Source organism: Ensifer adhaerens (assembly GCF_000697965.2).
GTDB classification, from domain to species: domain Bacteria; phylum Pseudomonadota; class Alphaproteobacteria; order Rhizobiales; family Rhizobiaceae; genus Ensifer; species Ensifer adhaerens.
On record NZ_CP015880.1, the window covers coordinates 3900124 to 3923851 of the forward strand.

Sequence of the window (23728 nt, forward strand, 5' to 3'; positions counted from 1 at the left end):
CAATGAGATGGCTGCTGACACTCGCGGTCGTGGTTCTTCTGACGTTGCTGACGCAGATCGGTGGCGCCGTCTGGATCGTCACTCTTGGGCTCCTGCGTCGAAGGAGAGCCGGCGTTGCCGTATTTCTGGCGCTCTTTCTCGGCCTCTATGCGGCAGGGACCGCGCTCAGCTATGCCATTGCGCCGATCTTCGGCCGCGTTCCTCTGCCCTGTTTCGACGACGGCACGTCGCGGCTGAAAATGCAGTCGCCGCTCTTCTGTGTCCTGAACCGCCAATATGTCGTTCCGGAACTGAAGGAAGCGGCCGCTGCCCTGTCACGCCATGTGGATCAGGTATTCCCCGGAACGACCACCTTGGCGCTCGACGCCAACTTTCCGTTCTTCGACGGTTTTCCGCTCTTCCCGCATTTGTCCCATTCGGACGGTCGGAAGCTCGATGTCGCGTTCTTCTATCAGGATGCCGAGGGCAGCTATAAGGATAAGGCGACCCGCTCGCCGATCGGCTATTTTGCCTTCGAGCAGCCGCGACCGGACAGCATTCTCCCATGCCGGGATCGCGAAGACCTCTTGACCTTGCGCTGGGACTTGGACTTCTTGCAATCGCTGTGGCGGCCCTTGCCGCTGGAAGAAGGCCGGACCGCAGAGGCGCTCCGCTGGCTCTCGGCCGAGGGGAGCGGTTTCGGCATCGAGAAGATTTTCGTGGAGCCGCATCTGGCGCAGAGACTTGGCGTCGAAGCGGAGTCCATTCGGTTTCAGGGTTGCCGGGCCGCCAGGCACGACGACCACATACATATGCAGGTTGGAAAATGACGTTCACCATCGCTATCGACGGACCGGCCGCAGCCGGCAAGGGCACGCTCTCGCGCCGCATCGCCGAGGAATACGGCTTCCATCATCTCGATACCGGCCTCACCTACCGCGCCACCGCCAAGGCGCTGCTCGATGGCGGCTTGCCGCTCGACGACGAGGCGGTCGCCGAGAAGGTGGCGCGCGAGGTTGAACTGGCCGGGCTCGATCGCTCGGTGCTTTCCGCCCACGCGATCGGCGAGGCCGCCTCGAAGATCGCGGTCATGCCGGCCGTGCGCCGGGCGCTGGTCGAGGCGCAGCAGGCTTTTTCGCTGCGCGAGCCCGGTACGGTGCTCGACGGCCGCGACATCGGCACGGTCGTCTGCCCGGATGCGCCGGTGAAGCTCTATGTCACAGCATCGCCGGAAGTACGGGCGCAGCGCCGCTACGACGAGATCACCGGCAATGGTCAGCCGGCCGACTACCAGACGATTTTCGAAGATGTGAAGAAGCGCGACGAGCGTGATATGGGCCGCGCCGACAGTCCTTTGCGCCCGGCCGACGACGCGCACTTGCTTGATACGTCTGAAATGAGTATAGAGGCGGCGTTTCAGGCCGCGAAGTCTTTGATCGATGCGGCCCTGATCAAGAAGATCTGAAGAAGAGCCCATCCCCGACACTGTCAGGATCGCTCCTCTTGCATAAGCCTGAAATTCCGTCCACGCGCCGGATTGTCCCTTCGATGGGGCGGACTGGGTTCAGGCCTGTTCAACACCAGCCCCCGGCGCATATGCGTCTCCCCCGTGAGATGCATGCAGGAGATTCCATGTCTGCTACCAACCCAACCCGTGACGATTTCGCAGCGCTTCTCGAAGAATCCTTCGCGAAGACCGATCTCGCCGAAGGCTATGTTGCCAAGGGCATTGTCACGGCCATCGAAAAGGACGTCGCCGTTGTCGACGTCGGTCTGAAGGTCGAAGGCCGCATCGCTCTGAAGGAATTCGGCGCGAAGGCGAAGGACGGCTCGCTCAAGGTCGGCGACGAAGTCGAAGTCTACGTTGAGCGCATCGAAAACGCGCTCGGCGAAGCTGTTCTGTCGCGCGAAAAGGCTCGCCGCGAAGAAAGCTGGATGCGCCTGGAAGTGAAGTTCGAAGCCGGCGAACGCGTCGAAGGCATCATCTTCAACCAGGTCAAGGGTGGCTTCACCGTCGATCTCGACGGCGCCGTTGCCTTCCTTCCGCGCTCGCAGGTCGACATCCGTCCGATCCGCGACGTCACCCCGCTGATGCACAACCCGCAGCCCTTCGAAATCCTCAAGATGGACAAGCGCCGCGGCAACATCGTCGTATCGCGTCGTACGGTTCTCGAAGAGTCCCGCGCCGAGCAGCGTTCTGAAATCGTTCAGAACCTTGAAGAAGGCCAGGTTGTCGAAGGCGTCGTCAAGAACATCACCGACTACGGTGCGTTCGTCGACCTCGGCGGCATCGACGGTCTGCTCCATGTCACCGACATGGCATGGCGCCGCGTGAACCATCCGTCGGAGATCCTGAACATCGGCCAGCAGGTCAAGGTCCAGATCATCCGCATCAACCAGGAAACCCACCGCATCTCGCTCGGCATGAAGCAGCTCGAGTCGGATCCGTGGGATGGCATCGGTGCGAAGTACCCGGTCGGCAAGAAGATCTCCGGTACCGTCACGAACATCACCGACTACGGTGCGTTCGTCGAGCTGGAGCCGGGCATCGAAGGCCTGATCCACATCTCCGAAATGTCCTGGACCAAGAAGAACGTACACCCCGGCAAGATCCTGTCCACGAGCCAGGAAGTCGACGTTGTCGTTCTCGAAGTCGATCCGACCAAGCGTCGTATCTCGCTCGGCCTCAAGCAGACGCTCGAGAACCCGTGGCAGGCATTCGCGCATAGCCATCCGGCTGGCACCGAAGTCGAAGGCGAAGTCAAGAACAAGACCGAATTCGGCCTGTTCATCGGCCTCGACGGCGACGTTGACGGCATGGTTCACCTTTCCGACCTCGACTGGAACCGTCCGGGCGAGCAGGTCATCGAAGAGTTCAACAAGGGCGACGTCGTTCGCGCTGTTGTTCTTGACGTCGACGTCGAGAAGGAGCGCATCTCGCTCGGCATCAAGCAGCTCGGCAAGGATGCAGTCGGCGACGCCGCTGCTTCGGGTGAACTGCGCAAGAACGCCGTTGTTTCGGCCGAGATCATCGCGATCAACGATGGCGGCATCGAAGTGAAGCTCGTCAACCACGAAGACATCACCTCGTTCATCCGCCGCGCTGACCTGTCGCGTGATCGTGACGAACAGCGTCCGGAGCGTTTCTCGGTTGGTCAGGTTGTCGACGCTCGCGTCACCAACTTCTCCAAGAAGGACCGCAAGATCCAGCTGTCGATCAAGGCTCTGGAAATCGCTGAAGAGAAGGAAGCCGTTGCTCAGTTCGGTTCGTCCGACTCGGGCGCTTCGCTCGGCGACATCCTCGGCGCTGCTCTGAAGAACCGCCAGAACAACGAGTAATCGTTGCCTGACGTTTGAATTGGAAAACCCGCGGAGAGCGATCTCCGCGGGTTTTTCTTTCCAACCAAGTCCGAATTGTGAAATCGGCCCCCAGCCCTGGATGGGGCTAGGCCCGCGCTTAAGGCTGAACCGGCGTCTTAGCCGAGACCGCCGAGCCTGCGGTAAAGATCGTAGGCGTCGGGCGTTTCCTGTGCCTCGCCCTCCTGCATGGCTTCGCCGGTCGGCTCTCCGTCTTCCGGATTTCCGTCGCCTCCCTCTTGTGCCGTTTCTTCCTCACTCGCTGCATCTTCGCCCGAGCCTCCGGGCATGCCGCGCGAATGGTCTTCGCCTTCCACCTCGCCGGCGGCCACTGGATAGGGGATCATAGCGAAGGGGATGGCCTCGCGCGGCAGGCCGTTTTCCACCAGTCTGGCGATCATCTGCTGCACCGTCTGCTCGTCCGTGGCGCGTTGCGGGCGAATGTCCGTGGGTCCGCGCGGTGGTGCAGCGGTCTCCTCGGAGCGATCGTCGAGCAGCGACGGCAAGGTCGTGCCGGCGTCCATTACGGCGCGCTGGCGGGCGGCGGCATCAGCGATGCGCATTCCAGCTTCCTTGGCGGCGGGCTGGGGCTGCGTAGCCGGCTCGTCCGTCTGCTGCGTCGCCGATCCCGGATCGCCATCGGCCGCGCCGGCAGGCAAGGCCAAGCTGTCGCGGATGAGCGTCTTGATGGCCTCGGAGAGCACGCGTGCCGAGCGCACCTCCGGATCGTTGCGACCGGCGGCGGTGGTCCTATGGCCGTCTTCTTCGTCGGCATCGGGCAGCGGGCCGTAGGTGCCGTCGGGATCCTCGCCTTCGATCGTGTCGGCAGCCTCCATTTCATCGGCGCCATGCGCTTCAAGCGGTGTTGCGGCACTGTCTCCGGCGGGCGCTTCCGTCTCGCCGTGTCCGACTTCGCCGGATTGCAGGTCCTGCTCGGCCTCGGCGATGGGGCCAGACAGCGATGCCGCTTCCGCGATCTCGCCTTCGCCCGCAAGCAGCGAGGCAGCGCTCCCGATCGGCGTGTCGCCCGATGAAGCGCTCTTCGCGGCGTTCGCGCGCGCCTCACCCCGCTCCGTGGGCTTTTCGCTTCCGCTCTTTGATGGCGCTTCGGTTCCGGCCGCGTCCAGATCCTCGCCCTGCGGCTCGGTCACATCGTTGCCGACGCTAAAGGTCTTCCGCAGCACAGCCTGTAGAAGTGCGACTTCACCACCGAGCGGCGTTCGTGCCGCGGTCTGGCTGAACGGCAGCGCCGGCTGGAGCGAGGGGTTGCGCAGGATGACGTCGCGCGCCTGCGCCGGCATGGGTGTCGCGGTGCCGCCCGGCGCGCTCGTGCCGTTGCGGATCGCCGGCAGGTCCGCTAGCAGGCCGACGCGGATTGAAAGATTGCGCCCGCCAAGCTGACGCTCCAGAAGCAGCCGGTCGGACGTCGGCATCGATTCGAGGAAGGCCACCAACCGCCGGACGAAATCGCGCCCCCCCTCCTGCGGGAGTGGCGGGAACTTCAGGATGCGTGCCAGATCCTCCATCAGGCGCACCAGCGCGTCCTTCGAAAGGATCTCACGACCGGAAAGATGCCGCGTCAGCGCATCGAGGATCTTCTGTATGGCTTCGCCACGCTGGCTGGCGGTCAATGGTGCTGCAGGCTGCAGCGTCCTTGCGCTCGTCTCTTCCGTGGCGGCCGCGGTTCGAGCCGCCTGGATGGGTATCAGCATTCTGGTCTCCATCTCGCTTGACCTCGGTTTGACCATTCGTCGTGGAACGACGAAACGCGCTCGGGCGCGGTCCGATTTTTCGGCTTGCGCGCGACTTTCTGTTCATCACTTGCGGGTTGGCGCCTCATGCGCGTCGTGGCGAATGGCCAGACAGCCGCGGCTCGGCCGCGGATAGGAGAATCGGCATGATGGTTTGAGGTTAGGGCAAAGAGGTTTATGAATTCTTAACCATGTTTCGGCGCCCGGCATGTCGCAGCCCGGCTTGCGGACGGGTCTGCAAGGCCTATCTTTAAGGGAGCCGCTCTGCAGGCTCGAATGGTGTCTGTGCCAGGAGTTTCGGATGACAGTCCGTCCCCCAAAAGCCCTAGGCCCGAACTTCTCGACGGCCGGCGCCTTCAACGTGCTCGAATGCGAATTGATGTCCGAGCGCGCCGATGCGCTTGGCCGGCATGGCCTCAAGGTCGAAAAGGCGCTTGCAGCGCTTGCGGCATTGAAGGGAGATGTGGCGAGGGATCTACGCGAGCGGGTGCTCGACGAGGCGGCCGATGCCGTATGGGCCTTCCTCATTCAGCGGGAGATTTGCGGCCTGCGTGACAGCCGCGATGTGGTTCGCCGCTATGGCATACCCAAGGAGGTCATGGCGCGGCTCGGCATCGTGCGCCGAACGCCGTCAGAGGCTTAGCGCAGCGAGCCTATAGAGGCCGTTGTCGTCGAAGCGCAAAAAGGGGTCGGCTGCCGTGCGTTGGTCGGCAATATCTTCCATCTCGTCCTTGAGGTGGAGCGCCCGCAGATGCTGCTCCTCTTCGTCGAGCGACAGCTTGTCGGTTCTGCGCGTCGGGTCACCGCGCAGGCTGTTGAGCTGGGCTTCCTCGGTCGACGCAGGCTCCGTCGCGCTCTTCAGGCGGTCGACGGCATTTGCGGCTTGTGCAGCGCTTTGAGGTCCCTTGTCACTCGTCTCGCCGAGCGCAACCTTCAGTGCGTCGTTTTCCGGGCCGCCGGGGTTTTTGAGCGCCTCGACCAGCTCCGTAAGCGACAGTCCGAGCTTGTCGAGCCCCAGTTCTTCCTCGATTTTCGCAATGGCGGGCGATTCCAGCTGCTTCAGCTGGTTCTCGATTTCCCTTGCAAAGGCGGAATCGGACTTGAACGTTTCACGCTCGATGTCGAAAAATTTTCCGACCTCACGGATGAGCACGGCGCGGTTGTTGTTGGCGTCGTTGCGAGCATGATCGAAGAAATAGCCGTTGATCTTCTCGTTGGCGGCCTTTTGAGCGCCATCGGGCTCGACCTGCGCCCTCAGGAGCCGGTCGTCCTTTGTGCTCTTGGCCTTTTCTTCTTCCTCCGTCTGCCGCTTTTCGATGTCCTTGAGGATCGAGCCGACCAGATTGGTCGTCGCGGTGGCGGCAGATTGCTGGGTCGGAAGCAGCATGATTCATCCTGGCAGCACAGTGGATCGTTTTGAAACGGTAGGCTCTTGCAGTTAATGCCGGTTTAACTGGCGCTGCCGAGATGTTGGGGCACGCAAGCGCCGGTGATGGCGCGCAAAACTTCTAACTCCCGCTAATGCGGGGCGGAGAGAAGGTGCGCAGGCGGTATGGCCAGGCCGCGCCCCAATTAGGGCGCTAGAGCGTTTCTCGTGCGTTCATGCGGACGCGCCGCGCTCTAGCGATAGGGCGAATAGCAGACCTTGTAAGCGCCGCCGTAGCTCAAGAACCGGTTGGTTGCCGGATTGTAGGAACGGTAGCGCGACAGGCACCAGCTGACATGGGCGTTGCCGCCACCGACATACCGATCGCGATAGTAGTAGTTGCCGCCGTAGTAACGGCGGGGATAATAGCCGCGATTGTAGCCGTAGCGGGGATAGTAGCCGTAGCGGGGGTAGTATCCGCCGCCATAGTAACCGCCGCCGTAGTATCCGCCCGAGCCGAAGTAGAGGGTCAGGCCGGAGCCGCCATAGTAGGGGCTACCCCATCCGCGTCTGTAATAGGGGCCTCCCCAACCGCCTCGCCAGCCGTATCCGCCATATCCGCCGTAACGGCGGTGGTAATACTGCACATTCTGGACGTCGCCTTGTGCCTTGATCTGAAGGTCGGGCGCCTGAAGCGGCATCGCCTGCACAGGTCCGACGGGGGTGATCAGGGAGGCGGCGGCCAAGCTGCAGCCGATAACGAAATTGCGAAATCCCGTCATTTTGTCCTCGCTTTCGGAAAGCACTGCCTTCCGGTTGTGTCCCTGCCTGTATTACGTTTTCTTTTCTTGGTTTATTCATGGCAACGGGCAAGGAGCGCGTGGCGGAGAGCCACCGGATTTCCGTCCGTGCGTTGTCATGTCCAGAATGCGCCGGTCCGTGCCGCGCGTCACTGTAATATTTGCCCTGTTTTCCCCGAAACTGGGCAGCGGAGAATGCGATGCAGTTGAAGTTTGGTACCAGCGGCCTGCGTGGCCTTTCAGAGGAACTGAAGGGTGAGCCTTCGGCCCGCTACGCGACCGCGTTTGCGCGCTATCTTCTGACGTCCGGGCGCAGCCAGCCGGGTGACCCGATCGTGATCGCCCGCGACTTTCGCGATTCGAGCCCGGAAATCGCGGCAGTCTGTGCCTCGGCACTCGCGCGCGAAGGACTGCGCGTCTTCGATTGTGGCACGGTGCCGACGCCGGCGCTTGCGCTCTATGGCCGCGAATGCGGAGCCGCTGGTCTGATGATCACCGGCTCCCATATCCCGGCTGATCGAAACGGCATCAAGTTTTATCGGCCGGACGGCGAGATCGACAAGGAAGATGAGGTCGCCATCAGCCGGATTGCCGATGAAATCGCCGGGCAGATCGAGCCGGTCGCCAATCAGGGGATTGGTGAGGACCATGCGTCCCGCGCAGCCATGCTCTTCATCCAGCGAAACCGGCAGTTGTTGCCCGCCGGCGCGCTCGCCGGCCTCAAGGTCGGCGTCTACCAGCACAGCACCGTCGCGCGGGATCTTCTCGCCGATCTGATCGCCTTCTTTGGCGCCGAGGTCGTCGCCCTTGGACGTTCGGAACACTTTATCCCCGTCGATACCGAAGCGGTGTCCACCGACACGATCGAACGCCTTCAGGAATGGGCCCGCGAACACCGGCTCGATGCGATTGTATCGGCGGACGGCGACGGCGACCGGCCGCTGGTCGCGGACGAGAACGGCTTGCCGCTGCGCGGCGATCTCCTCGGGCTGATTGCCTGCGGCTTCCTCGGTGCTACGCTTGCCGTCACGCCGGTCACCTCGAATTCGGGCCTGGAGCGCAGGGAAGGGCTCTCCGTGCTGCGCACCCGTGTCGGGTCGCCCTTCGTGATCGCCGGAATGCAGGAGGCCCTGGACGAGGGGTCGACCAAGGTCGCCGGCTTCGAGGCCAATGGCGGCACGCTGACGGCCAGCCCCTTCGTCGTCAACGGCGCAACCCTCCAGCCGCTGCCCACCCGCGACTGCGTCCTGCCGATCGTCGCCGCATTGGCTGCGGCGGCAGAGGCCAAACTCTCGCTGTCGGTGCTGGCCGCCTCCTATCGGCTTCCCGTGGCGCTCAGCGACCGGCTCGAAAACTTCCCGGTCGAAACCAGCGCCCGGCTGATGGCCCATTTGCGCGGCGGCGACGAAAATCTCGCGGCATTCCTGGCGCCGATCGGCCGGCCGGTCGCCGTCAGCGACATCGACGGGCTGCGGGTGACGCTTGACGACGGTCGCATCATTCACTTCCGCCCCTCCGGAAATGCACCGGAGATGCGTTGCTATGTCGAGGCGGACACGGCCGAGGCGGCCGAGGGACTGCTGTCGAGCGGTCTATCCACAATCCGGCATTGGGCAAAAACCGCCTCGAACTGAGTTTTTTGTCCTCCGACACGAAAACTTCAAAAAGCCTGTTGACACTTCGACTCGAGCCTTTTACACACCCGCTCGTCGCCCAGATGGCGGAATTGGTAGACGCGCCAGCTTCAGGTGCTGGTACTCGAAAGGGTGTGGAGGTTCGAGTCCTCTTCTGGGCACCAAATTCCCAAACCAAATCTTTGATTTGGTTCTGAAAAACCCCGGTTCGCCGGGGTTTTTTCGTTTCTGGCGTTTGGCCGGATTCCGTGGCGATTTCCTGCCTTCCGAGCCTCGCTCTTCGACCAGGATGGTTGCATGCCCAGGATATTTTCGCGTGGTGCGCCTTGAAGCTTGGGCCGGCAGCATTGATATTCTATCGCCTATGAAGGGCAGGCTTTCCGCGTGAGGGCAGTCCCATGTTATCGTCCGCCGGGGCGGCGGCTTTGAGAAGGACGAAGCGATGTCTGAGACACGTCGCAAGCTGACGACCATATTCTCCGCGGACGTCCAGGACTACACGCGGCTGATGCGCGCCGACGAGGAGGGCACGCTCGCCACGTTGAAGCGCCATCGCGATGCCATGGGAAGGCTCATCGAGGCGCATGAGGGCCGTGTCGTCAACACCTGGGGTGATGGACTGATCGCCGAGTTTCCGAGCGTCGTGGAAGCGCTGCGCACCGCGATCGACGTGCAGAACGAACTCGCCGGCTGCAACGAGAAATGCGCGGCCGACGAGCAGATGCTGTTTCGCATCGGCATCAATCTCGGCGACGTGATCGCCGAGGGCGACGATCTCTACGGCGACGGCGTCAATGTTGCAGCCAGGCTGCAGGCGTCCGCGCCGGCTGGCGGCATCGTCATCTCCAATACCGTGTACGACCAGGTGCGCAACAAGGTCGCCGTCGGTTTCGATTTTCTGGGGCCTCTTGAGGTCAAGAACATCGATGGCGGTGTGCCGAGCTATGCCGTGCGCATCGGCGCGGACGATCCCCGTCCGACCTTTGCCGCAGAGACCTTCGGCCGCCGTGCTGAAGCAGCCGCTGCCGAGGCGGCCAAGCCGCGTCCGGAGCCGGTGGGCGTGATTGCGGCAATCAGGAGCGGATCGCTCCCGGTTCTCTACATCGTTGCCGCTGGCTTGGTCGCTCTCAACCTGTTGACCTGGAACGGAACCTTCTGGTCCGTCTGGCCGCTGCTTGGCCTCGCCATCCTTGCCGGCCTTGCCTGGATCAAGACCAACCCGTGGGTGGACCGCAGCATCGGCATACTGGTGCTCTCGGGATTGGTGCTTCTCACCATCAATCTCTTGACCTGGCGCGGCGTCTTCTGGGCCGTCTGGCCACTGCTCGCCTTCGCCGTGGTCGGCGGCATTCGCTGGGTCACCCGGCAGAACCGCCGCCTCGGCTCCTGACGTCTATTCGCGGCTTTCGGAGCCGGCCGACAAGTTGTCGTGTGTCTTCGGGCCGTCATCGAGGGCTTCCGGCTCTTTCGGCTCCGCGCCCAGCACTTCGTAAATCTCCAGGGCCGAGGCTCGGCCCTTGGCCTGCGCTGTGCCGAGCGGCCGGAAGTGGATCGTGCCACCCGTATGGGCAACGACCGCGCCGCTCGCCATGATCATCGTGCCGTAGTTCTTGTTCATGCCCTCGAGGCGCGAGGCGACGTTCACCGTGTCGCCCATGGCGGTGTATTGCAGCCGCTCCTTGGCGCCGACATTGCCGACGACGGCGGTGCCGGTGTGAATGCCGAAGCGTGTGCGGAACTCCGGCAGTCCTTTCTTGCGCTGTGCTTCGTTGAAGATGCTGAGGCGCTGCTGGACCGCGAGCGCGCACCGACAGGCATTCTCGGCGTGTTTGTCGTCCGGTGCCGGGGCGTTCCACATCGCAAAGACCGAATCGCCGAGGAACTGGATGATCGTGCCGTCGTGCTCGCCGACCGTCTCGCTGAAGATATCGAAATACTCCGACAGCATCGCCACCACCTCCTCGGGCGAATGCCGTTCGCTGAGCGTAGTGAAATCGTAGATGTCGGTGAAGAGCGCGGTGACTTCCTGACGCCAGGCGGAGCGGCCGCTGAAATGGCCGGATTCGATGCCCTTGCGCACCAGTTCCTTCGGCACATAGAGCGCAAAGGTGAAGATTGCATCGCGGGCCCGGTTCATGGCGCCGCCGAGGGTCGAGATTTCGCTGACATGCGAGGAAACATCGATCGGGGTGGTGAAGTCGAGGTCCTGCAGCCGGTTGGCGCTGGCGGTCAGCTGGTTGAGCCCCTTGGTAATCAGATGCGCCAGCACCAGCGAGGCGAGTACCGCCAAGGCTACCACGGCCCCGGAAATCGCCAGCCCCTGAACGAGCGTCTTGTTGGCGTCCGCCATCAATTCGTCGAGCGGTGCGGCCACCACGGCGCGGTTGCCGGAGAGAAGCAGCGCGGATTCGAGCGGCGTTACCATGACGAGGTAGGTGCGGTCCCCGACCTGGACGAAGTCGGCCTTGTCGGGCGCTGGTGGATGTTGGCGGATGCTCTGGATCAGCGGTTCGCTGTCGGCCTGCACGATCGGGGCGTCCTTGTCCTTGGCAGCCATGATGCGTCGCATCATCACCCGGTCGGAATGGATGATCGGCCGGCCGACGGCATCGAGGATGAAGGACACCGAACCAGCAGTCAGCCGTTCGCGGGCGAGGAAGTCGGTGATCGTATCGAGCACGACATCGGCGCCGATGACGATCTGCGGATTGCCGCGATGCGCCTGCGAGATGGTCATGCCCAGTGTTTCGGTGGTGGCGCTTTCATAAGGGCCGGTCGAGACCGCGGCCTTGCCGTTAACGGCCGCGCGATACCAGGGCCGCGTGCGCGGGTCGAAGCTCGATGGCGGTAGCCGCCGTTCGGAGAATTGCGTGCCGTCCTTGTCGACGAAGAGAACGCGCTGGAGCGGCTTGCCGTTTGAGTCCCTTTCCATCGAGCGCACCGCAATGGCGGCGCCACGGGGCGCGTCGAGCGCCATGCGCCAGGCAACCTGCTTGAGGTCGACGACCTGAAAGAAGGCGCCGTTGGGATAGCCGACATACACCCCATCGATGTGCGGCGAGCGGGTGATGCCTTCACGAAGCACCGCCACCTTGTCGTTCATGCGTTCAGGCGGGGGCACGAGGAAGGAATTGGCGACGGAGGAGACGAGATTGACGAGGGCGGAAGTGTCGCCCGAGAGCACGCCCAGCCGGTCGACAAGGCGGTTCATGAAGCCGCGCATGTTGGCCTCGGCATCAGCGATCGCGGCGTTGCGCGAGCGATGGTAGTCAAGCCCGACAAGCGTCGCGGAAACGACGATCAGCATGGCGACCATGACGAGGCTGAACAGCGATCGCAGCGAACTGTTCCAGCCATCGCGTGCTTTGCCTTGTCGAGCGCCGGGCGCCGTGTCTACCATCGCGTTTCTCTGATCCCGTAACGATGCCTCGGCGACGACCTTAACGTGCAAGGTTGATCGCATGTGCAAGAAAAGTTAAATGCGAATCCCATAAAACACGTTAATCGGCGGGATGCACGATCCCGCCGAGATCCGCAGCGAAAAATGTCTCAGTTCATCGTTACCGGCTTCGAGCGCATGCGCGCGACGGTTTCGCGCTCGGCACGCTTGCAGCGCATCGGTGGCAGGCCGCGATCCATCAGGTCCATGTCTTCGAGCACCATGTCGCCCATTTTCTTGAAGGCGCTGTCGAGCGCGCCGGCGCGGTGCGCCGAACGCAGGAAGCCCGGCAGGCGGCGAACGGGATGGTCGAGCGGCAGGGGCTCCTCCGGAAAGACGTCGCTCGCCGCCACGATATGGCCGCTTGCGACCGCGGCCATCAGCGCCTCGAAATCGACGACGCCGGCGCGACTGAGGAGAATGAAGGCAGCACCCGGACGCATGCGGGCAAACGCCTTCTCGCCAAGGAAGCCTTCGTTCTCGCTGGTAACGGAAGCAACGACGAAGACGAAGTCGCTTTCGCCCAACACGGTCTCGAGCGATGCCGGTTCAACGCCATTGTCCCGCAGGATCGAGGCCGGCATCCAGGGGTCGAAGACGCGGATTTTCGCCCGGAAGCCGGAGAGCACGCGGTTCAGGGCCTTGCCGAGATCGCCGAAGCCGATGATGCCGATCTCGGAGCCGGAAAGCAGGCGCGCCGAACGGTTGCCATCGCCACCCCAGAGTTCGCGGCCTTCACGGAAGGAAAGGTCGGCGTCGACGACGCCGCGGGCGATGTTGAGCGCCATGGCGAGGCCGAGTTCCGCCACCGGCTCGGCAAAGACCTGCCCGGTGGTCACCACATGGATGCCGCGCTCGAACAGCACCTCATAGGGCATGTTGTTGATCAGGTTGCTTTCGACGTTGAGGATCGCCTTCAGCTGGCTCATGCGCCTGAGGGTGGCGTGGTCGAGCGGGGGCTGGCCGATGATGTAGTGGGCGTTGCCGAGCACGTCGTCGCCAAGGCCGGCGATATCCTCCGGGTCCGCTTCGACGATGCGGTAGCGGCGATGCAGGTCCTTGAGGGTTTCCGGTGTGAAGATGAGATCGAGCGTGCGTGGTGCGGGTGCACTGATGGCAAGCGGCCGGTTGTCGGGCATGGTTCCTCCCACTGCAGGTTTCCTTTGATCGGGTCGATCGAAGGATAAAAACATGCAGCACCTCAAAGCGCTACCGTGACCTTTGCGCGGCGCTGAGACGGAGGACGCCCATGCTCTGGCCGTGAGGCTAGGAACAGCTCCACCGCTTGCCAAGCGGCGTGGCGGTCCCGATGCTGTCTTCGCACGAGGATTGCTTGTCGTGTTTTTGCTTAGTAGCCGAGACCACGCTTCTGCCGATAGAGCGAAGGCGGCAGGTCGCTGCCCTGGAAGACCGGCCCGTCGCCACGGCGGCAGTTGTAGATCGTGTCGTAGATGGGGCCGCCGCGGGCCGACGATTCGAACGGATAGTTTCGGTCGACAAAGGTCTGCTCGCATACGGTTTGGTCGCCACCACCATTCAACGGATCCATCTGGCGCACGCCCGGCAGGTCCCGATAGGTCTGCGCCGGTGCCGGCATGGCCGTCAGCCCGATCGCCAGCGCGAGCGTGGAGAGAGCGAGGGCGGGTTGAAAAGACGTCATCGTCAGGACTTTCAAAGGGCAGCCGGCGGGCGGAACGTGACAACGGTATCGCCGACGCCAAACTTGCGCTATAGGCCACACCACTTCGTTTGATCTGGGGATTTTCGATGGCGAATGCAATACGGTTCCATGAAGGCGATATCTCCGCAGCCGACGCCGACCGTTATCGAGGCGCAATCGCGATCGACACGGAAACGCTCGGCCTCATCCCCCGCCGTGATCGCCTTTGCGTGGTGCAGCTGTCTCCGGGCGACGGTACGGCCGACGTGATCCGCATCGCAGCCGGCCAGAAGCAAGCGCCGAACCTCGTCGCCATGCTTGCCGATCCGGCCCGCCAGAAGATCTTCCATTTCGGCCGCTTCGATATCGCCGTCCTCTTCCATACCTTCGGGGTGACGACGACGCCGGTCTTCTGCACCAAGATCGCCTCGCGGCTGACCCGCACTTACACCGATCGCCACGGCCTCAAGGACAACCTCAAGGAAATGCTCGACGTCGACATTTCCAAGCAGCAGCAGTCGTCCGACTGGGCAGCAGAGACCCTGTCGCAGGCGCAGCTCGAATATGCCGCCTCCGACGTGCTGCACCTGCATGCGCTGCGCGACAAGCTGACGGCGCGCCTCATCCGCGATGGTCGCATCGAGCATGCCGAAGCCTGCTTCGCCTTCCTGCCGACGCGCTCCAAGCTTGACCTGCTTGGCTGGGACGAGACGGATATCTTCGCGCACAGCTGAGTTGTGCGGGGCTGTTATGGCGTCAGGTAAAGGACGACCGCATAACGTGCGGCCTTGCCGATGGTGACGAACAGCAGGAACAGCGGCAGCTTCATGCGCAGCAATCCGGCGACCAGCGTCAGTGGGTCGCCGATGACCGGCAGCCAGGAAAGAAGCAGCACCGGCTGGCCGTAGCGGGCAAAGAGCGCCTCTGCCTTTTGCCGATTGGTCGGCGAAACTGGAAACCACCGGCGCCCCTCGAAGCGGATCAGAAAACGCCCGAGCGCAAAATTGACGACGGCGCCGAGCACGTTGCCTGATGTCGCGGCGATGAAGAGGGCAGGGCGGCTCGTTTCGCCGTGCAGGGCGGCGGCCACGATCGCAGCTTCCGACATGCCGAAAAGCAACGTCGCCGACAGGAAGGCCGCGGAAAAGACGCCGGCAAGAATTCCGAAATCCAGGATCAGCTCCTGTCCGTATGACCGAGATCGCGCTCCGGCTCGATGATGTCGCGGATGCGCTGCTTCAGTTCCTTCGGCCCGGGGAAACCGCCGTCCCGCTTGCGCTCCCAGATGAGCGCGTCATCGACGCGGATCTCGAAATTGCCGCCGGTGCCGGGAATGAGCGCCACTTCGCCGAGCGACTGCCCGAACGTCTGCAGCAGTTCCTGCGCCATCCAGCCGGCGCGAAGCAGCCAGTTGCACTGGGTGCAGTAAAGGATGGTGATGCGCGGCTTCTGGTCCATCGGGTGTCTCGGATGTGCTTCGGGCGGCGACCATAGCGGTCGCCTCAGTTGGAAACAACTGCGTTCCGGGGCTCATGCTCACGCTGCGCTCACACGATTGTCAACCAATTTAGTCATGTTTTTATCGGCGGATAGCTTGCTTTGCGCGGTCGTCGCGGCGAGACAATGCGGCATTGCACAAATTGTCGCACCCAACCGCCGGAGAGGCCCCTTAATGACCGACGTCACCGTTTCCAGTTCCCGCCCGCGCGCCATCCTGCCGGCGCTGGAAAAGATCTATCTGCCGCTCAATACATCCGCCGAAACGCTGTTGCGTGTGCTCGCCGGCGCTCTGCTTGCGGTTCACGGTTTTGGCAAGATCACCAATCCCTTCGGCGCGATTGGCATGGTCGAGGGCCTCGGCTTCTATCCCGGCGTCTTCTGGTCGCCGCTGCTCGCCGCGACCGAATTCTTCGGCGGCATTTTGATCGCGATCGGTTTGTTGACGCGCCCGGCCGCCTTTGCCGGCATGATCGTTCTGCTCGTCACCGTCTACTTCCATGGCATCGTGCAGGGTGAGGGCCTCTTCGGCGCAGAGAAGTCGATCCTCTGGGCAGCGATCCTGTTCTTCTTCGCCATCCGCGGCGCCAACAGCCAGTCTGTCGACGCCAAGCTCGGCAAGCAGTTCTGATCGAACGAACGACGCTTAGAAAAACGGGGAGGCGGTGAAAACCGGCCTCCCCGTTTTCGTCTTGCAGCTGGTGAGGCTTTCGCCGTCGCGACCTCTCAGGCGCTTTCCTTCGCCGTCACGCTGCGAATGGTCATCCGGTGGACCTTGCCCGACCGGTCCTGCCAGTCGATCGACTGGCCGACGGAGAGCCCGATCAGCGCCGCGCCGACAGGGGTCAGCACAGAGATGCGGCCGGCCTCGATATCGGCCTCGCCGGGATAGACGAGCGTTACCTGCTTGGCAAAACCATTGTCCGCCTCGAAGGCGACGGTGGAGCCCATCTGCACGCTGTCGGCGGGCAGCGCGTCGGGCGCGCCGACCCGGGCGCGGTCGAGTTCAAAGAGCAGTGCCTCGGCCACATCAGGCACGCGCTCGAGCGCGGAGGAGGCGAGCGCCGTCAGCCGCTTGTGGTCTTCGGCATTGATGATGATCGGGGGAAGTTTCTTGCGGGTTGCCGCCATGATGGGACCTGACACGTTCAATCGAAGCGCACGACAGGGCGCAATCGAATAGGTTTTCTGGAGATTAGGCGCTCGTTCAGCCGCGCTCGGAAATTTCTTCTGCCGACGCGAAAGGCTCCCCTGACCCGGAGAGCGCAAGCGTCCGGGCTGGGGTCAGGTTCCTGCGATCGGGCACACCCGGAAGCAGCAATGAGAAGAAATCGTCGGCATCATCATGTCCCAAGGGTCGGAAAGTTCGCTCACGAAGTCAAGGCCCGCATGAACCCGTCCGCATCATCGCATCGCTATGTGACCTCTTGAACAGTGGCCGCGCTCGTGGTCAATCTCCACGGTCGATGCGAAGGGAATGCGATGATGCGGGTGCTGGTGGTTGAAAACATGGCGAAGACCGAGCTCGGCCAGGTCGGCACGGCGCTTCGCGAGGCAAAGGCCGAGATCGAGATCCGCCGCGCCTATCTCGGCGAGGCCGTTCCTGAAACACCGGAAGGATACGACGCACTGGTGGTGCTTGGCGGCGAGCAGAGCGCGCTCGACGATGCCGCCTATCCCTATCTGCCTGATCTTGCCGCGCTGATGCGCCGCTTCGGTGACAGCGGCCGTTCCGTGCTCGGCATCTGCCTCGGCAGCCAGCTTCTCGCCCGCGCCTATGGGGGCCGGAACCTGCTGGGCGAGGCCAAGGAGTTCGGTTGGTGCGAGGTGGAGGTGCGCGGCGAAGGCGCCGAGGACCCGGTCCTTTCCAGCGTCGGTGAGAGCTTCCCGATCTTCCAGTGGCACGGAGATACTTTCACGCTGCCCGAGGGGGCTGTCCATCTCGCCGAAAACGCCGTCACCCGACATCAGGCCTTCCGCGTCGGCCGCGCCGCCTACGGCACCCAATTCCACTTCGAGGCCGACACACACCTCGTCGAAGACTGGAACCGCGCTTTCCCGGACACCATCAAGCGGCTCGATCCGACCTGGCTTGCGCGCTATCGCGAACACGCCGCGCGCCACGGCCGGCAGGCGGATGCCGCGGGCCTGTCTCTTGCCCGCGCCTGGGTCGCGACGATCGTTCGCCATCAGGGCGGCGCGGTGAATGAGGAACCGGCGTTGGAGGAGGTTACCGGATGAACGAGGCACTAAACGGCGGCTGCTTCTGCGGCAGGATCCGCTATCGGCTGAAGGCGGCGCCGATGTTCGTCAACTGCTGCCATTGCAGCGATTGCCAGCGCCAGGTCGGTAGCGCCTTCGTCGTCAACGGCGTGATCGAGCGCGACAATATCGAACTCATTGAGGGCGAGCCGGTCGTCGTGACGCTTCCGACGGACAGCGGCCGTCCGCATGATGTCTACCGCTGTGCCGAATGCCAGACGGCCCTCTGGAGCGACTACGGCCGGCGCGGCTGGCTTTCCTTCGTCCGGATCGCAAGCCTTGACCGCCCGTCGGACTTCCCGCCGGATGCGCATATCTTCACCCGCTCCAAGGTTGCTTGGCTGTCGCTCGAGGGCGGCGCACCGGCTTTCGAGATTTATTACGACATGAAGACGATGTGGCCGCCGGAAAGCCTGGCACGGCGCGAAGCCGCGGAAGCGAAAGCAAAAGCGTGACAGCCAGCGAACGCGACAAGATGGCAGCCGGAGAATGGTACTCCTGCCTCGTCGACGAACTCGAGGCGCTTCGGATGACGGCACGCAATGCTGTCCATCAGCACAACGCCATGGCGCCGATCGAGCGTGGAAACATGGCGTCGGCGCTGCGGGTGCTGTTCGGTGCGGTCGCTGACGACGTCTTCATCGAGGCGCCATTCCATTGCTCCTACGGCATCAACATCCACCTTGGCGCCCGCGTCTATCTCAATGCCGGCTGCACGATCCTCGACAGCGGCCGCGTGGCGATCGGGGCGGGGACGATGCTGGGGCCGAACGTGCAGATCTATTGCGCCGAGCACCACAGGGATGCCGTGCTTCGCGGCCAAGGCCTCGAAGTCGCCAAGCCGGTGACGATCGGTGCCGATGTCTGGATCGGCGGCGGCGCGATCATTCTCGGCGGTGTCACGATCGGGGATGGCGCGATCGTCGGTGCGGGCTCGGTGGTGACGAAGGACGTGGCGGCCGGCGCCGTGGTCGCCGGCAACCCGGCGCGGCCGCTCCGCCGCGTGTCTACGTAAGGCGATTTCAGGAGGAATGATTTTTGATGACGATTGAGATGAAGACGATCCACGTGCGCCCGGCGCGGCCAGAAGATGCACCTGCGTTGTGCGCTTTCCTCAACGAGATCATCGCGATCGGTGGCACCACGGCCCATCAGACGCCGTTCACGCCTGAGAGCTTCGTGGCGCACTATCTCGCCGGCCCGGGCTTCGTCAGTTGTTTCGTCGCCGAGGACGAGGCGGGTGAGCCTTGCGCCTTCCAGGCGCTCGACCGCTGGGACGGCATACCGCAGGATTGGGCCGACATCGGCACGTTCTCGCGCCCCGACAACAAGGTGCCCGGCGCCGGCACGGCGCTCTTTAAGGCCACCTGCGACTTCGCCCGCTCGATCGGCCTGAAAGCCCTCAACGCCACCATCCGTGCGGACAATGTCAGCGGGCTCAGCTATTACGGCAAGATGGGTTTCGTCGACTACAAGGTCGACAAGGCGGTGCCGCTGAAGGACGGGCAGTTGGTGGATCGCATTTCGAAGCGGTACGTGCTTGAGGACGGATGAGGCGAGCACTGCCGCTCTGGCAGCGCCACCCTCCCGGTCTTCATCCCCGGGCCTGAAGTTCAGTCCGGGGAGGCAGCCGACATCATAGGATGGATCCGTCTTGAGGAGATCGGCCCCACGCCTTGGCGAGAGGCGTCGGCGATAAAAGAGCGTCGACGCTCGCCAAGGGCATCTCTTGAAAGCGTGCCGCTCTAACGGCAGCTTCTGTTCACCATGGCAATGATCGTCTCGTAAAGCTCGTCCTGAGCCTCGTCGGCGGTGATTTCGCTCGTCGCTGCAGCGTGGGACAAGCCATCGGCTGCGCCGAGCATTGCCCAGAAACCGGCCTGTGCGATGCCCCTCTGCCCGATGAACGGGCCCAGCACCTTTCGGCACTTTTCGATATAGACCAGCTGATAGTCCCGTTTAACGGCCGCAAGCTCGGGCGAGCCGGCGAGGGCCGCCAGCACGCCGGGCATCTCGCGACCCTGCGTGAGCACGCAGTCGACATAGGAGGCGGCAATCGTCCTGACTGTCGCTTCCAGCGTTGGGTCGCTCGCGGCAATGGCAGCGTCCATCACCACCGTCTGGCGCACATCAAAATCCTGGTAGAGCGCGGCGAGCAGTCCGTTGCGTGTTCCGAAATGATCATAGACGACCGGCTTGGCGACGGCCGCTTCCTCGGCCAGGCGCGGCAGCGTCAGCACATCGGTCCCTTCCTCGCGAACGAGCCTCCAGGCGACGTCCAGCAGCTGGCGTAGCCGCTGCTCGCGGGTGAGGCGAACGCGTTTGGCGGTGACCGTGTCTCTTTCCATGGTGCTTGACATCACTATATACCAAAAGTAACTTACCTTAAGTATATAGAAGATATCTCCCAACCGCAACCATCCGCCTCCTCACGGGCGGCGGCCGAAGCGGCATGCCGACGCGTGCCGTTTGCAAAGGATTCGTGCCCAATGACTGACGTCTCACTCCCTCACTCCCAAGGCCGAAGCGCATGGCTCGGCCTCATCGCCGTGCTGCCACTGGTCCTCATCGTGGCCATGGATGGCTCCATCCTCTATCTCGCCATGCCGCGCGTGACTTCGGCTCTCTTGCCCACCGCCGACCAGGCGCTCTGGATCCTCGATATCTACGGTTTCGTCGTCGGTTCGCTGCTGATTGCCTTCGGCAATATCGGCGATCGCTACGGGCGGTTGAAGCTGATCATGATCGGCGCGGTGATCTTCGGTGCAGGATCGCTCGGTGCGGCCTATGCGCAGTCGCCCATGGCGTTGATTGCTTCCCGGGCGCTGATGGGGCTCGGCGGCGCGACATTGCTGCCCTCGGGGCTGGCAATCGTCAGCGCGCTGTTTCCGGATCCGCGACTGCGGGCGCAGGCGATCGGCATCTTCGCCGCCACCTTTGCAGCCGGCTTCGCCATCGGTCCGGTTATCGGCGGCATCCTGTTGCAGCGGCTCGAGTGGGGCGTGGTGTTCCTGATTAACGTTCCCGTCGTGCTCGGCTTCCTGGTCGCCGCACCCATTCTGCTTCGCGAGGTGCGCTCCACGACCTATGGCCGCATTGACCTGCCAAGCCTTGTCCTGTCCTTTGCCGGTATCCTGCTCACCACCTATTCGCTGAAGACCGCGGCCGCCTACGGCTTCACGCCGCTGCAGACGCTTGCCGGGATCGTCGGCGTCCTCGCCATCGCGTTGTTTATTCGCAGGCAAACGCGGATCGCCTATCCGCTGCTCGACCTCGGCCTGTTCCGGGACCGCATCTTTTCCATCGCCATTCTCACCGGCCTCCTGCCGCTGGTCGTCTGGTCCGCCGTCGGTTACCTCTCGGGCATCTATCTGCAATCGGTCCTCGGCTTCGATGTTTTTACCGCAGCACTTTTGACCTTGCCCGGCGCCGTCGTGCTGATGGCGACTTGTGTCGGGACAGCGCGCATCGTCGATGTGGTCGGCCGCAAGACGGCGCTTGTTGCGACGCATTTCCTGATCGCAGCCGGCCTCTTTCTACTGCTCCTCACGAGCACCGAGGCGGGCGTGGCAGCGCTCATCGCCTCGACTGTGGTTGCGGGCATCGGCTACGGCCTCTCCTTCAGCCTCGTCGCCGAGATCGCCGTGTCGGCGGTGCCTGCGGAACGCGCCGGTGCCGCGGGCTCGATCGCCGAGACCAGCAACGAACTCGGAAATGCGCTCGGTATCACACTTTTGGGTTCACTGGCGGCACTCAGCTTCCGGCTGCTCGGCCCCGGCGTGGCCGGCACGCTGAACGAAACCCTCGATCATCCGGGCCTTGCTTCTGAAACGGTGCTGCAGGCCAAGGAAGCCTTCCTCACCGGTCTTCACATCGCGACCGGCGTCGGCGCCCTGTCGCTGCTCGCATTGGGCATCATCGCCTGGCTCTGGCTGCCGAAGAAGCTGCCGGAGTAACCGTCGTGAGAGGTCACTGTGAGACGCCGTGGCCCAGAATAACGGAGTAGCTAGTCCGGGAAACCACGCCTGCGTGCGACCAATCCTGCTGCTCCAGCATCGCCTCACCTTCACAAACCAAAAAGGGCGACCCGAGGGCCGCCCTTTCAAACGTTGAAACATGCAGCGCTGCCGCTTATTCGTCGCCCATCTTGAGGGCGGCGATGAAGGCTTCCTGCGGGATCTCCACCTTGCCGAACTGGCGCATGCGCTTCTTGCCGGCCTTCTGCTTTTCGAGCAGCTTGCGCTTGCGGGTGGCGTCGCCGCCATAGCACTTGGCCGTCACGTCCTTGCGCAGAGCCGAGATGGTTTCGCGGGCAATGACGTTGCCGCCGATCGCCGCCTGGATCGGGATCTTGAACATGTGCTTCGGGATCAGCTCCTTGAGCTTCTCGCACATTTCGCGGCCGCGCTTTTCGGCCGCCATCCGGTGCACCATCATCGACAAGGCGTCGACCGGCTCGCCATTGACGAGGATCGACATCTTCACAAGGTTGCCTTCCTTGTGCTCGGTGATCTGGTAGTCGAACGAGGCATAACCCTTGGAGATCGACTTCAGGCGGTCGTAGAAATCGAACACGACTTCGTTGAGCGGCAGGTCGTAGGTCAACATCGCGCGGGTGCCGACATAGGTCAGCTCGATCTGGATGCCGCGGCGGTCCTGGCAGAGCTTGAGGATGCCGCCGAGATAGTCGTCGGGGGTCAGGATCGTCGCGCGGATCCACGGCTCGTGGATTTCGGCGATCTTGACGACGTCGGGCATGTCGGCCGGGTTGTGCAGTTCGCGCTCCGAGCCGTCGGTCATGAACAGCTTGTAGACGACCGAAGGGGCCGTCGCGATCAGGTCGAGGTCGAACTCGCGTTCGAGCCGCTCCTGGATGATTTCAAGATGCAGAAGCCCAAGGAAGCCGCAGCGGAAGCCGAAGCCGAGTGCTGCCGAGGATTCCATTTCGAACGAGAACGAGGCGTCGTTGAGGCGCAGCTTGCCCATCGCCGAGCGCAGGTCCTCGAAGTCGGCGGCGTCTACCGGGAAGAGACCGCAGAAGACCACCGGCTGCGCCGGTTTGAAGCCCGGCAGCGCCTTGTCGGTCGGGCGCTTGTCCTCGGTGATGGTATCGCCGACGCGGGTGTCGGCCACTTCCTTGATCGAGGCGGTGATGAAACCGATCTCGCCCGGGCCGAGCGCATCCATCGCCACCATCTTCGGGGTCAGCACGCCGACGCGCTCGATCGTGTACTTGGCGTCGGTGCCCATCATGCGGATGGTCATGCCCTTCTTGAGCGTGCCGTCGATGATGCGCACGAGAACCATGACGCCGAGATAGGTGTCGTACCAGCTGTCGACGAGCAGGGCCTTCAACGGCGCCGTATCGCCGCCGTCGCTCTTCGGCGCCGGAAGCCTGGTGACGATCGCTTCGAGCACATCGGGAATGCCGAGGCCGGTCTTTGCCGAAATCAGCACCGCGTCGGATGCGTCGATGCCGATGACTTCCTCGATCTGTTCCTTGATGCGGTCGGGTTCTGCCGCCGGCAGGTCGATCTTGTTGAGCACGGTGACGAGCTCGTGGTTGTTGTCGATCGCCTGGTAGACGTTGGCGAGCGTCTGGGCTTCGACGCCCTGGGATGCGTCGACGACCAGCAGCGAGCCTTCGCAGGCCGACAGCGAGCGCGAGACTTCGTAGGCGAAGTCGACGTGGCCGGGCGTGTCGATGAGGTTCAGCACATAGGTTTCGCCGTCATTGGCCTTGTAGTGCAGACGCACCGTCTGGGCCTTGATGGTGATGCCGCGCTCGCGTTCGATATCCATGCTGTCGAGCACCTGCTCGGACATCTCGCGTTCGGCGAGGCCGCCGGTGGACTGGATCAGCCGGTCGGCAAGCGTCGACTTGCCGTGGTCGATGTGGGCCACGATCGAGAAGTTGCGGATATGCGAAAGGGGCGTTTTCGAAGATGTTGTGCTCATGGGCCGCATATAGCAGTGCCTTCAA

At 63.3% G+C, this 23728-nt stretch carries 24 protein-coding genes and 1 tRNA gene; 14 read left to right on the forward strand and 11 right to left on the reverse strand.

Going from position 1 to position 23728, the window contains the following annotated elements; translation table 11 throughout:
- Nucleotides 1-2 precede the first annotated feature (2 nt).
- The 3 genes from FA04_RS18875 to rpsA all read left to right on the forward strand — a co-directional run bounded on the left by FA04_RS18875 (nucleotide 3) and on the right by rpsA (nucleotide 3318).
- Nucleotides 3-809 (forward strand): hypothetical protein, encoded by an 807-nt coding sequence (locus FA04_RS18875; protein WP_034804730.1) that lies wholly within the window; start codon nucleotides 3-5, stop codon nucleotides 807-809.
- Nucleotides 806-1444, forward strand: a complete 639-nt coding sequence (cmk, locus tag FA04_RS18880) for a (d)CMP kinase (protein ID WP_034804727.1) — start codon at nucleotides 806-808, stop codon at nucleotides 1442-1444. The genes FA04_RS18875 and cmk overlap by 4 nt, the downstream gene beginning before the upstream one ends.
- A 149-nt stretch (nucleotides 1445-1593) precedes the next feature.
- On the forward strand, nucleotides 1594-3318 hold the full coding sequence (gene rpsA, locus FA04_RS18885; RefSeq protein ID WP_082005877.1) for a 30S ribosomal protein S1: 1725 nt from the start codon (nucleotides 1594-1596) through the stop codon (nucleotides 3316-3318).
- A gap of 137 nt (nucleotides 3319-3455) precedes the next feature.
- Here the strand turns inward: rpsA and FA04_RS18890 are convergent, their stop codons facing one another.
- The gene (locus FA04_RS18890) at nucleotides 3456-5048 is read right to left on the reverse strand and encodes an ICP22 family protein (RefSeq protein ID WP_034804724.1); all 1593 of its coding nucleotides are present in this window, start codon (nucleotides 5046-5048) and stop codon (nucleotides 3456-3458) included.
- Nucleotides 5049-5388: 340 nt separating this feature from the next.
- Between FA04_RS18890 and FA04_RS18895 the strand changes: the two genes are divergently transcribed.
- Nucleotides 5389-5730: a DUF6665 family protein gene (locus FA04_RS18895; RefSeq protein ID WP_034804722.1), complete on the forward strand. Its 342-nt coding sequence runs from the start codon at nucleotides 5389-5391 to the stop codon at nucleotides 5728-5730.
- On the opposite strand, the gene FA04_RS18900 is transcribed toward FA04_RS18895, so the two are convergent.
- Together FA04_RS18900 and FA04_RS18905 are read right to left on the reverse strand one after the other, a co-directional pair.
- Nucleotides 5719-6474, reverse strand: a complete 756-nt coding sequence (locus FA04_RS18900) for a hypothetical protein (RefSeq protein WP_034804720.1) — start codon at nucleotides 6472-6474, stop codon at nucleotides 5719-5721. The two genes, FA04_RS18895 and FA04_RS18900, sit on opposite strands and share 12 nt — an antisense overlap.
- Before the next feature lie 233 nt (nucleotides 6475-6707).
- On the reverse strand, nucleotides 6708-7235 hold the full coding sequence (locus tag FA04_RS18905; RefSeq protein ID WP_034805252.1) for a BA14K family protein: 528 nt from the start codon (nucleotides 7233-7235) through the stop codon (nucleotides 6708-6710).
- A 224-nt stretch (nucleotides 7236-7459) separates the two neighbouring features.
- On the opposite strand from FA04_RS18905, the gene FA04_RS18910 reads away from it, so the two are divergent.
- The 3 genes from FA04_RS18910 to FA04_RS18920 all read left to right on the forward strand — a co-directional run bounded on the left by FA04_RS18910 (nucleotide 7460) and on the right by FA04_RS18920 (nucleotide 10277).
- On the forward strand, nucleotides 7460-8887 hold the full coding sequence (locus FA04_RS18910; RefSeq protein ID WP_034805249.1) for a phosphomannomutase: 1428 nt from the start codon (nucleotides 7460-7462) through the stop codon (nucleotides 8885-8887).
- Between the two features lie 77 nt (nucleotides 8888-8964).
- Nucleotides 8965-9051, forward strand: a tRNA-Leu gene (locus FA04_RS18915).
- 278 nt (nucleotides 9052-9329) lie between these two features.
- The gene (locus FA04_RS18920) at nucleotides 9330-10277 is read left to right on the forward strand and encodes an adenylate/guanylate cyclase domain-containing protein (RefSeq protein ID WP_029742396.1); all 948 of its coding nucleotides are present in this window, start codon (nucleotides 9330-9332) and stop codon (nucleotides 10275-10277) included.
- Between the two features lie 3 nt (nucleotides 10278-10280).
- Here FA04_RS18920 and FA04_RS18925 read toward each other — a convergent pair whose 3' ends face one another.
- From FA04_RS18925 to FA04_RS18935, 3 genes are all read right to left on the reverse strand, one after another.
- Nucleotides 10281-12287 (reverse strand): adenylate/guanylate cyclase domain-containing protein, encoded by a 2007-nt coding sequence (locus FA04_RS18925; RefSeq protein ID WP_082584707.1) that lies wholly within the window; start codon nucleotides 12285-12287, stop codon nucleotides 10281-10283.
- 149 nt (nucleotides 12288-12436) lie between these two features.
- Nucleotides 12437-13465 (reverse strand): hydroxyacid dehydrogenase, encoded by a 1029-nt coding sequence (locus tag FA04_RS18930; protein ID WP_034804717.1) that lies wholly within the window; start codon nucleotides 13463-13465, stop codon nucleotides 12437-12439.
- 209 nt (nucleotides 13466-13674) lie between these two features.
- Nucleotides 13675-13986, reverse strand: a complete 312-nt coding sequence (locus tag FA04_RS18935; protein ID WP_029742399.1) for a hypothetical protein — start codon at nucleotides 13984-13986, stop codon at nucleotides 13675-13677.
- 107 nt (nucleotides 13987-14093) lie between these two features.
- Between FA04_RS18935 and FA04_RS18940 the strand changes: the two genes are divergently transcribed.
- Nucleotides 14094-14720, forward strand: coding sequence for a ribonuclease D (locus FA04_RS18940; RefSeq protein ID WP_029742400.1), 627 nt, complete (start codon nucleotides 14094-14096; stop codon nucleotides 14718-14720).
- Nucleotides 14721-14734: 14 nt separating this feature from the next.
- Here the strand turns inward: FA04_RS18940 and FA04_RS18945 are convergent, their stop codons facing one another.
- Together FA04_RS18945 and FA04_RS18950 are read right to left on the reverse strand one after the other, a co-directional pair.
- Nucleotides 14735-15079 carry a YqaA family protein gene (locus FA04_RS18945; RefSeq protein WP_082566375.1) on the reverse strand — a complete coding sequence of 115 codons (345 nt, stop codon included), beginning with the start codon at nucleotides 15077-15079 and terminating at the stop codon, nucleotides 14735-14737.
- An 83-nt stretch (nucleotides 15080-15162) separates the two neighbouring features.
- Nucleotides 15163-15444: an Rdx family protein gene (locus FA04_RS18950; RefSeq protein WP_029742402.1), complete on the reverse strand. Its 282-nt coding sequence runs from the start codon at nucleotides 15442-15444 to the stop codon at nucleotides 15163-15165.
- Nucleotides 15445-15658: 214 nt separating this feature from the next.
- Between FA04_RS18950 and FA04_RS18955 the strand changes: the two genes are divergently transcribed.
- Nucleotides 15659-16114, forward strand: a complete 456-nt coding sequence (locus tag FA04_RS18955; protein WP_029742404.1) for a DoxX family protein — start codon at nucleotides 15659-15661, stop codon at nucleotides 16112-16114.
- Between the two features lie 95 nt (nucleotides 16115-16209).
- Here the strand turns inward: FA04_RS18955 and rnk are convergent, their stop codons facing one another.
- Complete coding sequence (rnk, locus tag FA04_RS18960) at nucleotides 16210-16614, reverse strand: nucleoside diphosphate kinase regulator (protein WP_029742406.1); 405 nt, start codon at nucleotides 16612-16614, stop codon at nucleotides 16210-16212.
- Between the two features lie 354 nt (nucleotides 16615-16968).
- Here rnk and FA04_RS18965 point away from each other — a divergent pair, with 354 nt between their 5' ends.
- Genes FA04_RS18965 through FA04_RS18980 form a run of 4 tightly spaced genes read left to right on the forward strand, consistent with a single transcriptional unit; the run spans nucleotide 16969 to nucleotide 19299 of the window.
- Nucleotides 16969-17724 (forward strand): type 1 glutamine amidotransferase, encoded by a 756-nt coding sequence (locus tag FA04_RS18965; RefSeq protein ID WP_034805243.1) that lies wholly within the window; start codon nucleotides 16969-16971, stop codon nucleotides 17722-17724.
- Nucleotides 17721-18200, forward strand: a complete 480-nt coding sequence (locus FA04_RS18970; RefSeq protein WP_034804714.1) for a GFA family protein — start codon at nucleotides 17721-17723, stop codon at nucleotides 18198-18200. Before FA04_RS18965 ends, FA04_RS18970 begins: the two co-directional genes overlap by 4 nt.
- Nucleotides 18197-18760: a sugar O-acetyltransferase gene (locus FA04_RS18975; RefSeq protein ID WP_034804712.1), complete on the forward strand. Its 564-nt coding sequence runs from the start codon at nucleotides 18197-18199 to the stop codon at nucleotides 18758-18760. Before FA04_RS18970 ends, FA04_RS18975 begins: the two co-directional genes overlap by 4 nt.
- A gap of 26 nt (nucleotides 18761-18786) precedes the next feature.
- Nucleotides 18787-19299, forward strand: a complete 513-nt coding sequence (locus FA04_RS18980) for a GNAT family N-acetyltransferase (RefSeq protein ID WP_034804709.1) — start codon at nucleotides 18787-18789, stop codon at nucleotides 19297-19299.
- 191 nt (nucleotides 19300-19490) lie between these two features.
- On the opposite strand, the gene FA04_RS18985 is transcribed toward FA04_RS18980, so the two are convergent.
- Complete coding sequence (locus tag FA04_RS18985; protein ID WP_226020639.1) at nucleotides 19491-20093, reverse strand: TetR/AcrR family transcriptional regulator; 603 nt, start codon at nucleotides 20091-20093, stop codon at nucleotides 19491-19493.
- 141 nt (nucleotides 20094-20234) lie between these two features.
- Here FA04_RS18985 and FA04_RS18990 point away from each other — a divergent pair, with 141 nt between their 5' ends.
- Nucleotides 20235-21701, forward strand: coding sequence for an MFS transporter (locus FA04_RS18990; RefSeq protein WP_034804703.1), 1467 nt, complete (start codon nucleotides 20235-20237; stop codon nucleotides 21699-21701).
- A 175-nt stretch (nucleotides 21702-21876) separates the two neighbouring features.
- Here the strand turns inward: FA04_RS18990 and lepA are convergent, their stop codons facing one another.
- Nucleotides 21877-23703 (reverse strand): translation elongation factor 4, encoded by a 1827-nt coding sequence (lepA, locus tag FA04_RS18995; RefSeq protein WP_371273231.1) that lies wholly within the window; start codon nucleotides 23701-23703, stop codon nucleotides 21877-21879.
- Nucleotides 23704-23728 lie beyond the last annotated feature (25 nt).